Source organism: Azonexus sp., from assembly GCF_030824335.1.
Classification (GTDB): Bacteria; Pseudomonadota; Gammaproteobacteria; order Burkholderiales; family Rhodocyclaceae; genus Azonexus.
Genome location: NZ_JAVBXX010000035.1, coordinates 30988 through 45665, shown reverse-complemented (window position 1 = coordinate 45665; position 14678 = coordinate 30988). Strand labels below are relative to the sequence as shown.

Annotated in this window: 12 protein-coding genes and 1 pseudogene; 4 read left to right on the top strand and 9 right to left on the bottom strand. The window is 59.7% G+C overall.

Going from position 1 to position 14678, the window contains the following annotated elements; translation table 11 throughout:
* Positions 1–391, top strand: a pseudogene (locus tag RCI20_RS15815) (hypothetical protein); the annotation flags it as partial.
* A gap of 24 nt (positions 392–415) precedes the next feature.
* Here the strand turns inward: RCI20_RS15815 and RCI20_RS15810 are convergent.
* A complete protein-coding gene (locus tag RCI20_RS15810) occupies positions 416–3757 on the bottom strand; it encodes an EAL domain-containing protein (RefSeq protein ID WP_306607182.1) in 3342 nt (1113 codons plus the stop codon).
* A 160-nt stretch (positions 3758–3917) separates the two neighbouring features.
* Here RCI20_RS15810 and selD point away from each other — a divergent pair, with 160 nt between their 5' ends.
* The 3 genes from selD (at position 3918) to RCI20_RS15795 (ending at position 6155) form a co-directional block, all read left to right on the top strand.
* Positions 3918–4970, top strand: coding sequence for a selenide, water dikinase SelD (selD, locus tag RCI20_RS15805; protein ID WP_306607180.1), 1053 nt, complete (start codon positions 3918–3920; stop codon positions 4968–4970).
* Between the two features lie 6 nt (positions 4971–4976).
* A complete protein-coding gene (locus RCI20_RS15800; protein WP_306607178.1) occupies positions 4977–5750 on the top strand; it encodes a fused MFS/spermidine synthase in 774 nt (257 codons plus the stop codon).
* Between the two features lie 135 nt (positions 5751–5885).
* Positions 5886–6155: a hypothetical protein gene (locus RCI20_RS15795; RefSeq protein WP_306607177.1), complete on the top strand. Its 270-nt coding sequence runs from the start codon at positions 5886–5888 to the stop codon at positions 6153–6155.
* 69 nt (positions 6156–6224) lie between these two features.
* Here RCI20_RS15795 and RCI20_RS15790 read toward each other — a convergent pair whose 3' ends face one another.
* The 8 genes from RCI20_RS15790 to ybiB form a co-directional block, all read right to left on the bottom strand.
* Positions 6225–7025: an ABC transporter ATP-binding protein gene (locus tag RCI20_RS15790; RefSeq protein ID WP_306607175.1), complete on the bottom strand. Its 801-nt coding sequence runs from the start codon at positions 7023–7025 to the stop codon at positions 6225–6227.
* A gap of 14 nt (positions 7026–7039) precedes the next feature.
* A complete protein-coding gene (ntrB, locus tag RCI20_RS15785; RefSeq protein WP_306607174.1) occupies positions 7040–7990 on the bottom strand; it encodes a nitrate ABC transporter permease in 951 nt (316 codons plus the stop codon).
* Between the two features lie 47 nt (positions 7991–8037).
* Positions 8038–9219, bottom strand: a complete 1182-nt coding sequence (locus tag RCI20_RS15780) for a CmpA/NrtA family ABC transporter substrate-binding protein (protein WP_306607172.1) — start codon at positions 9217–9219, stop codon at positions 8038–8040.
* Positions 9220–9618: 399 nt separating this feature from the next.
* Positions 9619–10194: an ANTAR domain-containing response regulator gene (locus tag RCI20_RS15775; RefSeq protein WP_306607170.1), complete on the bottom strand. Its 576-nt coding sequence runs from the start codon at positions 10192–10194 to the stop codon at positions 9619–9621.
* 8 nt (positions 10195–10202) lie between these two features.
* Positions 10203–10583 (bottom strand): sirohydrochlorin chelatase, encoded by a 381-nt coding sequence (locus RCI20_RS15770; protein WP_306607168.1) that lies wholly within the window; start codon positions 10581–10583, stop codon positions 10203–10205.
* Between the two features lie 81 nt (positions 10584–10664).
* Positions 10665–10976 carry a nitrite reductase small subunit NirD gene (gene nirD, locus RCI20_RS15765; RefSeq protein WP_306607166.1) on the bottom strand — a complete coding sequence of 104 codons (312 nt, stop codon included), beginning with the start codon at positions 10974–10976 and terminating at the stop codon, positions 10665–10667.
* A 26-nt stretch (positions 10977–11002) separates the two neighbouring features.
* Positions 11003–13459, bottom strand: coding sequence for a nitrite reductase large subunit NirB (gene nirB, locus RCI20_RS15760; RefSeq protein WP_306607164.1), 2457 nt, complete (start codon positions 13457–13459; stop codon positions 11003–11005).
* A 226-nt stretch (positions 13460–13685) separates the two neighbouring features.
* Positions 13686–14675 carry a DNA-binding protein YbiB gene (gene ybiB, locus RCI20_RS15755; RefSeq protein ID WP_306607162.1) on the bottom strand — a complete coding sequence of 330 codons (990 nt, stop codon included), beginning with the start codon at positions 14673–14675 and terminating at the stop codon, positions 13686–13688.
* Positions 14676–14678: the final 3 nt, after the last annotated feature.

The window sequence follows — 14678 nt, the reverse complement described above, 5'->3', positions numbered from 1 at the left end:
GACGCTGAAGGAAACCGGCTGGTCGGGCGATGGCGGTAACGACCAACTCTTGGGCGGCGCCGGCAACGATGTGCTGGTGGCCGGCAGCGGGAACAATGTCATCGATGGCGGGACGGGGACCGACCTCGCGGTGTTCTTCGGCAGCATCGATGACTGGCAGGTCAGCCTGAATGCGGCTCAGGAGATCGTACTGCTCCAGCGGCATACCGGAGTGCAGCATGTGCTGCGGGAAATCGAACTCGCCCAGTTTGGCGATACGGTCTATGGTCAGGCCAAACCCGGTGCCCCCGCGCTGACTCAGGGGCAGTGGTTCAATGTGGCGGATTTCATTGATCCGGTGATCAGTGCGCAACTGGCGTTGGTCGGCGTGGCGGACTGGACGGTGGGTTGATACCCGAAGAAAACAAACCCTGGCTTAAACACTTCCCCCCGCCTCTCCTGCGTACGCGGTGATATACGCATAGCAGAGGCGGGCATCTTCAGCCAAATCAAAGAAACTGAGTGTGTGCCGCTGCCATGGCGTGAAAGCTTCCACGAAAGCTTGATCCTGCAGCGTCGACAAATCCCGCAGCACCATTCCCCAATCAGCGAACACCCGGCCCCTGGCCGGACCTTCGATCACAACGCGTAGATTGTCGTGCCGGGAATCAGCCTTGATCCCGTCGATCAGTGAAAACAGGACATCGCGCTTGCCTTCCAGCATCTGCATGAAATAGCCATCCTGATACACCAGACAACCTGAAATCCCGGCCGAACGATTGAAGCGGCGCGCCTTTTTCAACAATTCTTCCAGCGCCTCCCGGGACATCTCCTGTGTCGCCTTGCTGACATAGATCAGGAAATGCAGCGGTGAAGCGTTTCCCGGCACCTCTTCCTGCAATTCACGGGCGAAGGTTTCGACAAACACCGCCGCTTCCAGCGGCCGATGGAAATAGTAGCCCTGGATCAAATCACAACCATAAGCACAAAGCTCACGCCGCTGGGCGCCGTTCTCGACACCTTCAGCAACCAGCTTCAAGCCAAGGGCTCGACCGAGACCGATCACGGCACGGATGATGGTGCGGCTCTCCTCGCTCTTGTCGATACCGTCGACAAAGGCACGGTCAATTTTCAGGACATTGACCGGCAAGCGGGTCAATTGGGAGAGTGAAGAATAACCGGTACCAAAATCATCCACCGCCACGCGCAAGCCAAGATCGGCCAGCCGACGCAAAACCCGCAGGTTGGTTTCCACGTCGGCCATCAGCGCGGACTCGGTAATTTCCAGTAACAGACGGGTCGGGTCGGCTGCAGTCTCCGCCAGAATGGCGGCAAAATCTTCGGCCAGCGCCTCTTCATTCAATTGTCGTGCCGACACATTGACTGAAACATAGGGCGCAGTTTCACCCCAACGGGCTCGCCAATCCGCTTCAGCCAGACAAGCCTGACGAAAAACCCAGGCGCCAATCGGCACGATGGTCCCCGTCATCTCGGCAATTGGAATAAAAACAGCCGGGGAAAGCTCCCCTTCAGGTGGTTTCCAGCGCAGCAACAACTCAGCGCCAACGATACGACCGCTCTCGGCTGCCACAATCGGCTGAAAGCGCGGGGAAAGCTCGTTGCGCTCGATTGCAGTGCGCAAGCCGTTGGTAATATTCAAGCGCTGCCGGGCCTGCTCCTGCAGGGTTTCGCTGAAAAACTGCCAGCCGTCGCGGCCTTTTTCCTTGACCGCATACATTGCCGTATCGGCATAGCGCAGCAGATCGTCAGCGGTATGCGTACTGCCACTGCCGATCGCCACCCCGATGCTGGCGGTGACGAACAAGGGCAAGGCGCAAAACTCGACCGGATGACGCAAGGAGTCATTGATCCGCTCGGCCAGCACCGACATCGTCGTTGGCTGCTCGACCTGTTCGCACAGGACGACAAACTCGTCTCCCGCCAGGCGAGCTACGGTATCTCCCGGTCGCACCTGTTCAATCAGTCGCGCCGCCACCGTTTTCAACAGCAGATCACCCGCTTCGTGACCGTGCGTGTCATTGATCAGCTTGAAACCATCCAGATCAATGAACAGCAAAGCCACACTCAAGCCGGTACGTTTCGAACGCTGCAAGGCATTGGCCAAACGCTCACGGATCAGGGCACGATTGGGCAAGCCAGTCAGCGTATCGTGGGTCGCCCGCCGGGTCAGTTCATCTTCGGCTTTCTTGCGCTCGCTGATGTCGCGCATGGTGACCACAAGCAGCCATTCGTCACCATCCTTGAATTTGGCGATGGAGGCTTCGAGCGGGAAAAAACTGCCGTCCTTGCGATACCCCATCACCTCGGTCCGCCCCGACATCCGGCGCTCGGTCTCCTCACCCTGAACAAAACCTTCCAGCAACTCTGCGTGGCGCTGGCGGAAATGCGGCGGCAACAGCAGATGCACCGACAAACCAAGCAATTCACTCTCGCCATAGCCAAATATCTGGCAGGCACAGCGGTTGGATTCGGTAATGATGCCCCGACTATCGGTCGCCACAATCGCCATGTCGGCAATCGAAAGTATTTGATACGCCGCGCCGAGCTTGCGCCGTGCCGCGCCAAACTCTGCCGCCAGTCGTGCTGCAACTTCGGGCGATGCCGGCGACTCGTGCAAACGGCCGGAAGGCAAAGGCTCAAGATAGCGCTCGGGAATGATCGGCGGAATACGCCCGAAACTTTCCATGATGCTGAACGCACCATCGGCATTACAGCGCGCCAGGTAGGTATTGACGCTGGCATGATGCGTCAGCGCATCCATCTGGACGATGCCTTGCGGGCCGGCCACTCGCACCCTTTCCAGCGCGCCGACCAGCGCCTCGGCCTCGGTCGTGCCGGCGGCCTCTACGGCGTTGGCAAAGGCATGCACGCACAGGTAAGCGCCCTCGCCGAAGTTGGTCAACACGCCATTTCCGTTCGGCCAGATACCATCAACACCCGGTTGACGCAGCAAGCGCTGCCGGTAATGGCGATTCCCCGGCGTATCCAGCGACATGAAATAGGTATTGCTCGAATACAAACCCTCGCGCACCGAGGCCGGCAACAAGCTGACCATCATTTCGTCGTAATGCCCCATGACCACTGCCATGCGCCGCTTCAAGCCCTTTTCGGCAAAACGGGTGAGCAGGGTCATCTGGTCGGCACCGGCAAAATACGGCACGAACACGTCGGCGCCGGAACGCGCCACTTGGTCGAGCAATGCGTCGATTTCTGCGGTCGACGCACCAATCGGCAAATATTCCTCACCCACAATGTCGCCACCGAGCTTGCGCAGTGCGCGCTTGGCTGCGTCGATCGAGCCACGCGGCCACTCGTAATTGTTGCCGGCAAAGAACATTTTGAGTCCATAGCGCCGCGCCATGAACGGGATCATCTTGTCGATCTGCTGGTTGGGCAGCGCAGCAAAATGGAAAAAATAGCGGCTGCTGATACTGCCTTCGTAAAACGAGAAATTGAGCAGCGGAATCCGTCTTGGCTCGGCAACCTGCGCCACCACGGCGATCCGCGAATTGGACAGCAGATTGCCGATGATCGCCACGCAAGCATGTTCGTCGATCAAGCCTTGTGCCGCCGGCACGGCGCTATCCGGCAGACTGCCATCATCGGCAATGACCAGTTCCAGCGGCCGCCCGAGCACGCCCCCGTGTTCATTGATTTCGTCACAGGCGATACGTGCGGCCCGAACGATTTCAGGACCGTACATTTCGACCAGACCTGTCAAAGGAGGCAGCAGTCCCAGGCGGATCGAATTTGTCATAAACCCTGAAATCAATGTGGAAAATGGCCATGCTACCAGTTAACAAACTCGCTGACTTGCAGCGCAGCTTGTACTATTTGCAAACTTTTATTGCCAAAATTCCATTGGAATCATGGGAATGAACACGGCAGACATTCAAGAAAAACTCAGGAAAACAGCCATGACCACGACACCTCCGCGCCTGACCTCACTCTCCCATGGCGGCGGCTGCGGCTGCAAGATTGCGCCCGGCATCCTCGCCGACATTCTCAAGGGAACGAACCGCCTGCCGATTCCGCCGGAACTGCTGGTCGGCATCGAGACCTCGGACGATGCTGCGGTCTACAAGCTCAACGACGAACAGGCCTTGATTGCCACGACCGACTTTTTCATGCCCATCGTCGACGACCCCTACGACTTTGGCCGGATTGCCGCGACCAATGCCATTTCCGATGTCTATGCCATGGGCGGCAAGCCGATCATGGCGCTGGCGCTGGTCGGCATGCCGATCAATGTGCTGCCGCCGGAAACCATCCGGCGCATCCTCGAAGGCGGCGAGTCGGTCTGTCGGGCAGCCGGCATACCGATTGCCGGCGGTCACACCATCGATTCGGTGGAACCAATCTACGGCCTGGTTGCACTCGGCCTGGTCCATCCGGACAAGGTCCGGCGCAACGCTGATGCCCGCCCCGGCGACCGCCTGATCCTCGGCAAACCGCTGGGGGTTGGCATTCTGTCGGCAGCACTGAAAAAAGATGCGGTCGACGCGGCTGGTTACGCCCAAATGATTGCCACGACGACCCAGCTCAACACCCCCGGACCGGAACTCGCCGACCTGCCGGGCGTGCATGCGCTGACCGATGTCACCGGGTTCGGGCTGGCCGGACATGGACTCGAACTGGCGCGCGGCTCGAACTGCACGCTGGCCATCGACTGGGCAAAAGTACCGCTGCTCGATGGCGTGCGGGCGCTGGCCGAAAAAGGCTTCATTACCGGTGCCTCCGGGCGCAACTTTGCCGGCTATGGCGAAAATATCGCCTTGCCTGCCGACTTTGCCGACGCCGACAAGGCGCTACTGACCGATCCGCAGACCAGTGGCGGTTTGCTGGTTTCCTGCAGCGCCGAAAGCGTCGACGAGGTACTCGCCCTGTTTCGGCGCCATGGCTTTGCTGCGGCAACGGAAATTGGCGAAGTTCTGCCGCGCGGCACAGCATTGCTGACCATTCACCCATAAAACAAGATGCGCAATACGAAAACCCCACCGCGCCACGCCATCGACATCAGCGAGGAAGACGGCGTCCGCTACCTGCATTTCGGCTCCGACTGGGTGCAAGGTGCCATGCGCATTGCCCGGCCATGGTCGCTGGAGCTGGCCTATACGCGGGAAATGATGGCCGGATTGCTGCTGCGCGATCCGCACAAATGGCCGCGCAGTGCGCTACTGATCGGCCTGGGCGCCGGTTCGCTGGCCAAGTTCATCTACCGCAACTTCCCGGACTGCCGAATCACCGTGGTCGAGATCAACCCGCAGGTCGAGTTCATCGCCCGGCAGTATTTCAAGCTACCGGACGATGTACAGCGACTGAGCGTCCAGATCGCTTGTGGTGCCGATTACCTGCAAACCTGCAGCCGCCAGTTCGACCTGATCCTGTCAGACGGCTTTAGCGCCGATGGCCGGCCGGGCATGCTCGATACCTTGGCGTTCTACCAGAACTGCGCTGCCCGCCTGAGCGATGGCGGCCTGTTCTGCGTCAATCTGCTGCGTGAAAAAGGCTTCAAACAGAGCGTCGACCGCATTAAAGAAGCATTTTCCGGGCAAATCAGCGTTTTCCCGTCTTGCGACAGCGGCAATACCATCGTTTTCGGCCGTGCTAACCAACCCGTCGAAATAACGCTGGAGACGCTGCGCGAAAGAGCAAGTGAACTGAAAAAACAGACGCGCCTCGATTTGCTACCCACCATCACCCGCTTGCAAATGGCCCATCCGACACCGGAAGGCCGGCTGTCTTTCTGAGATGCAACTTTGACTTAACGACCATTCGGACTTATAACTGAAATAATCCTCCACCAAAAACAACGACAAGGCGGACAGAACAACGATAGCGAAATTCCGTGATCTTTTCTGCCAAAAAAATTGGAGGAGCCACCCATGTTGTCCATGCAAGATGTTCTGGATTATTGCGACCTCGAGCGGGGCGAAATTGAAGCCATCGCCGAACATGAACACATTCCGATGACCATCGCTGCAGAAATGAGCGAAATGCTGCTGGCAACGCCGGACGGGGTATGCCATTTGCACCGGATGATTCTGGAAAACATGCAACATGCACTCGATACGGGACACAACGAGCATGTGCAGACATTGATGCAAACCTACGAGCATCTGCAACGTACCCACCCACTACCAACCAGGCACTGACTGCCGAACAAAAGGCCCGCGCTCCTTTTCAGGAACGCGGGCCTTTGTTTTCAGGGCACTGTGAAGCAATCAGGCGGCTATTTTCTCGACGTGTGCCTGTTTCTCATAAAGGAACTTGAGCACCGCTGCCCGACAGTCGATATAGGCCGCATCGTGTGCCAACTCAAGGCGGGCACGCGGACGCGGCAGATTGACTTCGAGAATTTCGCCGATGGTTGCCGCCGGGCCGTTGGTCATCATCACGATGCGGTCGGAGAGCAGCACAGCCTCGTCGACATCGTGCGTCACCATGACGACGGTGGCCTGCGTTTTTTCGCAGATTTTCATCAGCTCATCCTGCAGCTTGGCGCGGGTCAGTGCATCCAGTGCACCGAACGGTTCGTCCATCAGCAAGACCTTCGGTTCCATCGATAGCGCCCGGGCGATACCGACGCGCTGCTTCATGCCGCCCGAAATTTCATGCGGGTACTTGCTGCTGGCGTGGTCGAGACCGACCAGACTGATCGCTGCGGCCGTGCGTTCCTTCAGTTTGGCCTTGCCTTCCTTCTGGCCGAAGACACGCTCGACCGCCAGGTAGACGTTCTCGAAACAAGTCAGCCACGGCAACAGGCTGTGATTCTGGAAGACCACTGCCCGCTCCGGACCGGGGCCGGCAATCTCGCGGCCGTCGCACAGCAGCACGCCGGTGGTCGGCGTGGTCAGGCCGGCGATCAAGTTGAGCAAGGTCGATTTGCCGCAGCCGGAATGGCCGATCAAGGCGACGAACTCGCCCTGACGCAAAGTCAGGTCGATATCGCGCAGCGCGACAAACTTGCCTTTCTTGGTTTCGAAGGTCTGACCGACTTTTTCAATTTGTACGAATTTTTCCATGATGTGTACTCCGCTCAGGACGATTCTTTGGTCAGCTTCTTGGCCAGCAGGATCAGCGCCTGTTCGAGCAGCAGACCGACGATGCCGATGATGAAGATGGCGATGATGATGTGTTCGACCTTCAGGTTGTTCCACTCGTCCCACACCCAGAAGCCGATGCCGACACCGCCGGTGAGCATTTCTGCGGCGACGATAACCAGCCAGGCAGTGCCGATGGACAGGCGGATGCCGGTCAACATATAGGGCAACACAGCCGGGAACAGAATCTTGGTAACGACCTTCCACTCCGACAGATCAAGCACGCGGGCCACATTCAGGTAGTCCTGCGGCACGCGCTGGACGCCCTGGGCCGTATTCATGATCATCGGCCAGATCGAGCAGATGAAAATCGTCCAGGTCGCCGCCGGGTCGGCCTTCTGGAAGACCAACAAACCAATCGGCAGCCAGGCCAGCGGTGATACCGGGCGCAGCAAGCTGATGATCGGGTTGATCATGTTCGCCAGGAAGGTGAAACGACCGAGCATGAAGCCGAGCGGAATACCAACCAGAGCCGCCAGACCAAAGCCGATGCCGACACGTTCAAGCGAAGCCAGCACATTCCAGCCGATCCCCAGGTCGTTCGGCCCGTTGTTATAGAACGGGTCGGCGAACAGCACGCTGGCCGCATCCCAGACCTTGACGGGGCCGGGGATGGCACCGCCGCTCAATGTCGCCACATACCAGATGCCGATCAGCAGCAGCAGGCCAAGCACTGGCGGCATGACCAAGCGACCGAGGGCATTCAGGTGTTCGGCTAGCGGCGTACCGGATTCGACAGCCGACGGGGTGGCACTTTTTTCCATCATTGTTTCCTTCACCGCTTGGGCAGGCGGGTTACTCGTGCAGTCCCCCGAGGGGGCATTCTGGGTACTGCGGTCGACCGGCAAAGCGCCGGCCAAATCACCGCTGATCGTCAGGGTGCTCATGGCAATCTCCTTGGTGATGGCTGCCGCCGAAGCGGCAGCGTGCTGGCTCAGACCTTGACCTTGAAACCGTCGGCGTACTTGGCCGGGTTCGAACCGTCCCAGACCACACCGTCGATCAGTTTCGACGAGCGCAACGGGCTCTTCGGCACGCTGATCCCCAGCTTGGATGCCGCCTGGGCGTACAACTCGGTCTGGTTGATCTTCTTGGCCACCGCCAGGTAATCCGGGTGGTCCTTGAGCAAGCCCCAACGCTTGTGCTGGGTCAGGAACCACATGCCGTCAGACAGGTAGGGGTAATTCACCGCACCATCATTGAAGAACTTCATGTGGTTCGGATCGTCCCAAGTCTTGCCCAGGCCGTTCTGATAACGGCCGAGAATGCGCTGGTTGATTGCATCGACGCTGGTATTCACGTAAGCCTTCTGCGCGATGACTTCGGCCATCTTCATCTTGTTGCTGATGTTGGCGTCGATCCAGCGGCTGGCTTCGAGCACGGCCATGATGACCGCACGGCAGGTGTTCGGGTTTTTCTGGACGAACTCCGACGTGGTGCCGAGAATCTTTTCCGGATGATCCTTCCAGACGTCCTGCGTCGTCGCGGCAGTGATGCCGATGCCGTCCATGATGGCACGGTGGTTCCACGGCTCACCGACGCAAAAACCATCCATGTTGCCGACACGCATGTTGGCAACCATCTGCGGCGGCGGCACGACGATGGACTTGACATCCTTGAACGGGTTGACGCCGCCGGAAGCCAGCCAGTAGTACAGCCACATGGCGTGCGTACCGGTCGGGAAGGTCTGGGCGAAGGTGTATTCGCGTGGTTCCTTCTTCATCAATGCGGCCAGGCTGCCCACATCAGTCGCGCCCTTGGTGGCCAATGCCTTGGACAGCGTGATGGCCTGGCCATTGTTGTTCAGCGTCATCAGGTTGGCCATATCCTTCTTCGGCCCGCCGATCCCCATATGCACACCGTAGATCAAGCCGTACAGCACGTGCGCCATGTCCAGCTCGCCATTGACCAGCTTGTCGCGGACGCCAGCCCAGGAAGCTTCCTTGGTCGGAATGATCTTGATGCCGTACTTCTCGTCGAACTTGTTGACCGCGGCCATGACTACCGAGGCGCAATCGGTCAGGGGAATGAAGCCGATACGGACTTCCTTCTTTTCCGGGGCGTCCGAGCCGGCAGCCCAGGCTGCGCTACGAACTCCGGGGGGAACCATGGACATGAGGGATGCTCCGAGGGCTGCGGTCACGAATTCGCGACGCTTGTTGGACACAGGGGCTACGGTCGCCGGCTTTTTGTCTTCCATTGCATTGACTCCAGATGGCTAGAAATAAAAAAAGGCGTCGCATCCGAGCCGCACGGGGGCAGCAAGGATGGACGCCATTGTCCTGAAACCGGAACACCCGGTTCGTGCCCGGCCGCCTTTGACCGTGCTATGCCTTCCTTAATGCAACCCCCGTGCCAGCTTGCACAAGATGACTCAAGACAATGAAAAATATGGGGTTTTTATAGAAACATCGCGAAATGGCCAGTCGACCGCAAAATCCGGCGCACTGTTGCAGTGCAGCAGCAAGTTTTTTCGCACAGACTTGGGTGAAAATGAATCAGGCGAGAGGCCGATTCAGAGTAGCACGCGGGCCATGTCGATCACGTCGCGCGCCACTTTGGCCATGTTCTGGCCGCGTTCCATGGCCAGCTTGCGCATCGCGTGATACGCCGCTTCCTCGTCCAGGCCACGCGCTTTCATCAGCACGCCCTTGGCCTTGTCGACCAGTTTGCGGTCCGAAAGCTTCTTGGAAACCTCTTCCAGTTCCCGGCGCATGGCCTGCGTATCCTCGAAGCGCACGCGCGCCACATCGACGATGGGCTTGATGCGCTTCGGGTCGAGGCCATCGACGATATACGCCGAGACACCGGCCTTCACCGCATCGCGGATGGCACCCTGCCCGTCTTCCTGGGTAAAGATGACAACCGGCCGCGGCATGTTCTTGTGCACCACGGCAAGGTTTTCCAGCGTGTCACGACTGGGACTTTCGGTATCGATCAGGATGACATCCGGCTGCAGTTTTTCCACCTCGGCCGTCAGGTTGGCCGAGTCGGCCAGAATGGCAGCGACCTGGTAGCCGGCCAACGCCAGCCCGGCGCAGATTTCTCCGGCCCGGCTGCGAGATTCATCGATCACAAGTATGCGTAGCATGCGTTATTTCAAGCAAGCACCAAGCCAGCCTTGCGCAATGCGGTTTCCGCCATCACCTGAACAACCGCTTCTTCTTCGCCGATTGCCCGCCCCAACGAAAATTCGACCTGCGGCCAGGTCGACCGCAATTTTTCCAGCATTTCCGGCACTTCGCGTTTCAAATGCCCACCCTGCGCGATAAACATTGGCAGGATGACGATTTTCTCTGCCCCTTCGGCAATCAGGCGGGCGGCGCACTCGGGCAGATCGGGAGCCATGAATTCGAGAAACGCCAGTTCGACCTTCTCGCCGGGCGCTCGTGCCTGAATGGCTGCCTGAACACGCCGCATCGGGCTGGCCCATTCAGGATCGCGGGCACCGTGGGCAAATAGGAGGATGGCTGTTTTCATGGGGATGCACTCTAGCGTAAAGGGCGGGCAAAGACTGCCCGCCAAAGTGGGTATTGACATCCCCGATAGTGATTCGTGCGATCAAATGGCGAGAAAAACCTCGCCGGCCTCGACCTTGACATCGAAGCGGTCGCAGCCACCGACGTCCGGCGCCACTGCCTGGCCGTCGGCGAGGCCGATGTTCCAGCCGTGCAGCGGGCAGGTCACGCGTTCGCCGTGCACCAGCCCCTGCGACAGTGGCCCGCCCTTGTGCGGGCATTTGTCGTGCAGCGCGAAGACCTTGTCGTCGCTGGTGCGGAAAATGGCGATATCGCCGCCCTTCTGCGGCCGGACGATGCGCGAGCCGAGCGGCGGGATGTCTTCCAGCTTGCAGATCAGTTTCCAGTGGTTCATTGGCTTATCCTCGTTTTCTCTTGTTTTCAGGCGTCGACCGCAATCGGGATGAACTGCTTGATCGGCTGCGCTTCGCGCGAGGTCGACCACGGGTCCTTGGCGTCCTTCAGCGCGGCAACCAGCGCGGCGTACAGCGTGCGCCGGCCATCCTCGTCCTCGACAATGCGGCCCTTGACGTAGTCGAGGCCGACGCGTTCCAGCCAGTGGCAGGTGCGCTCCAGGTACCAGCCTTCCTGACGGTAGAGTTCGAGGAAGGCGCCGGAATACTCCATGACGTCCTCATCCGACTTCACCTTGCACAAAAACTGCGCGACCTCGGTCTTGATCCCGCCGTTGCCGCCGACGTAAAGCTCGTAACCCGAATCGACGCCGATCACGCCGACGTCCTTGATGCCGGCTTCGGCACAGTTGCGCGGGCAGCCGGAGACGGCCAGCTTGACCTTGTGCGGGGCGTACATGTCGAACAGCACCTTCTCCAGCTTGACGCCCATGTCCATCGCCAGTTGCGTGCCGAAGCGGCAATGTTCGGCGCCGACGCAGGTCTTCACGGTGCGGATCGACTTGCCGTAGGCGTGGCCGGAAACCATGCCGGCAGCGTTGAGGTCGGCCCAGACGGCGGGCAAATCCTCCTTCTTGATGCCGAGCAGGTCGATGCGCTGGCCGCCGGTAACCTTCACCGTCGGCACCTTGAACTTCTCGGCGACATCGGCAATCGCGCGCAACTCGTTGGGCGTCGTCAGGCCGCCCCACATCCGCGGCACCACCGAATAGGTGCCGTCCTTCTGGATGTTGGCGTGCGAGCGCTCGTTGATCAGCCGCGACTGCGGATCGTCCTTGGCTTCGTGCGGCCAGGTCGAGATCAGGTAGTAGTTGATCGCCGGCCGGCACTTCTCGCAGCCATTTGCGGTCAACCAGCCCAATTCGGCAAAAACCGCTTCCTTGCTGGTCAGGTGTTCCGCACGGATCGCCTCGCGCACTTTCTGGTGCGAATGTTCGGTACAGCCGCAGATCGGCTTCTTGTCGGACGCCGCCGGCGAGTAGGCGCCGCCGATGGTCGAAGCCAGGATCTGCTCGACCAACCCGGCGCAGGACCCGCAGGACGAGGCCGCCTTGGTGTGCTTCTTGACCTCGTCGAGCGTGAACAAACCCTGCTCCTTGATCGCCTTGACGATCGTTCCCTTGGTCACGCCGTTGCAGCCGCAGACCTCGGCGCTGTCGGCCATCGAGGCAGCCTTGCTGTTGCCGGCGTGGCCGACGTCGCCGACCAGGCTCTGGCCGAAGATCAGCGAGTCGCGGATGTCGTGGATGTCGCGGGCGTCCTTGAGCAACTGGAAATACCACGGGCCATCGGCGGTGTCGCCATACATGACGCCGCCGACCAGCTTGTTGTCCTTGATCACCAGCTTTTTATAGACGCCGCCGTGCGGGTCGTTGAGGACAATTTCCTCGGTGTCCTTGCCACCCATGAATTCGCCGGCCGAGAACAGGTCGATGCCGGTAACTTTCAATTTGGTCGAGGTCACCGAGCCGGTATAGCGGCCGATGCCGTAACCGGCCAGATGATTGGCGGCGACCTTGGCCTGCTCGAACAGCGGCGCCACCAGTCCGTAGGCGATGCCACGATGGCTGACGCATTCGCCGACGGCGTAAATCTTCGGGTCGTAGGTCTGCATCGTGTCGTTGACGACGATGCCGCGGTTGCAATAGATGCCTGACTTCTCGGCCAGCGCGTAGTTCGGGCGGATGCCGGCAGCCATGACGACGAGGTCGGCCGGAATCTGCATGCCATCCTTGAAGCGCACCGCAGCGACGCGCCCGCTCTCGCCCTGGACCAGCATCTCGGTGTGCTTCTGCAGCAGGAATTTCAGGCCCTTGTCTTCCAGCGACTGCTGCAACATCCGTCCGGCCGTCTCGTCGAGCTGGCGTTCGAGCAGCCACGGGCCGATGTGCACGACGGTCACATCCATGCCGCGCAGCTTCAGGCCGTTGGCCGCTTCCAGCCCGAGCAGGCCGCCGCCGATGACAACCGCGTGCTTGTGCACTTTGGCGGTGGCGATCATCTCGTCGGTGTCCTTGATGTCGCGGTAGCCGATGACGCCGGGCAGGTCGTTGCCGGGCACCGGCAGCATGAAGGGCGTCGAGCCGGTGGCGATGAGCAGGCGGTCGTACGGCGCTTCGCTGCCGTCGTCGGCGATCACCTTGCGGCGGACGCGGTCGATGGCGACGACCTGCTTGCCGGTGTGCAGCGTGATGCCGTTGCGGGCATACCACTCAAGCTCGTTGAGGACGATTTCCGGCACCGTCATTTCGCCGGCGAGGACCGGCGACAGCAGGATGCGATTGTAGTTGGGATGCGGTTCAGCACCGAAAATCGTGATCTCGTAGTGATCCGGGGCGATTTTCAGCAGTTCTTCGATGGTCCGGACACCGGCCATGCCGTTGCCGATCAGAACGAGACGAGGCTTGACGGGGGGATTGCTCATTTTCGAGGCTCCAACGTTGCGCGCACCAATCGGTGCAATCTTTTTCAGCGCATGACGTCGTTGCCATCGGACCGCCCCCGTTGGCGGTTGATTCGCTGCTTCGGTTTGATCTAGTGCAATCGCTGTGCCAGATGCACAGACCATTGATTTTTATGAATTTTCATGTGTAGACCGCAATATTGACGCACCAAGCAAGGGCATCGGTATCCAGCGCGGTGCAACGAACTCAGTTCCCGCCCACTGCCAGACCAGTGGCTTCGACAGCAACAATCGCCTTGGCCTGATTCAGATCGTCCACATAACCACTGGCATAAAGCAAACAGGCCAACTGGTTGGCAATGGGTTTGGGCAAGGGTAATTGCTTGTCCAGGACCCGCCGTGTCCATTGGGCGGTAGTGATCGCATCCAGGGTTTCGGGCAAATTCGGCAAACCGCGCAAACTGTCGTGTTCTGCTTCAAAAAGGACGTCGACCGCAGCATTGCGTACATATTCCAGACGCGGACGACGCTTTGGATTGGCGTAAGGCTCGCCTTCGGTACCGCGCAACAGCAAGCCACGCTGCCCCCGTTCAACCAGGATATTGCGCATCAGATCGATAAAGTCGGGGTGGGTCGCTGGCGCAACCAGCACCGCATCGCCATGAAACGGGTTTAGCAGTTTGACCAGGCTGTGGGCGCTGTTGCGCACCCCCATCCGACTGCGCAAGGAGAGCAAATGGTGCATGCCAGGACAAAGCGCGCTTAGCGGCAGGAAGGCAATTCCCTTTTCATCCAGCGTTTGTTGCGCCTGTTGCGCCGAGATCATCGGCATGACGCCCAATTCACGCAGAATCTGTGCGCTGCTGACGCGCCCATAGCCTTCGAGCAGCCCATGCACCAGCACCGGCACACCAAAACGCTGCAACAACAAAGCCAGCAAGGGCGTCAGGTTGGCTTCCTTGCGCGCTCCGTTATAGCTGGGCAAAACCACCGGACGAACCCGGCCGTGCGGCATATCGAGCCGGTTCAGGCGATCATCGGCTGCCGACAGGAAACCGAGCATTTCACCGGTCGACTCACCCTTGACCCGCAAAGCAATGATGATGGCGCCCTGCTCCAGATCCGGCACGCCACCGTCAAGCATCGCGGCGTAAAGCTGGTGTGCCTCCTCGATCGACAAATCGCGCGACCCTTGGGCGCCGCGACCGATTTCCTTGATGTATTGAGCGTAATTCACAAT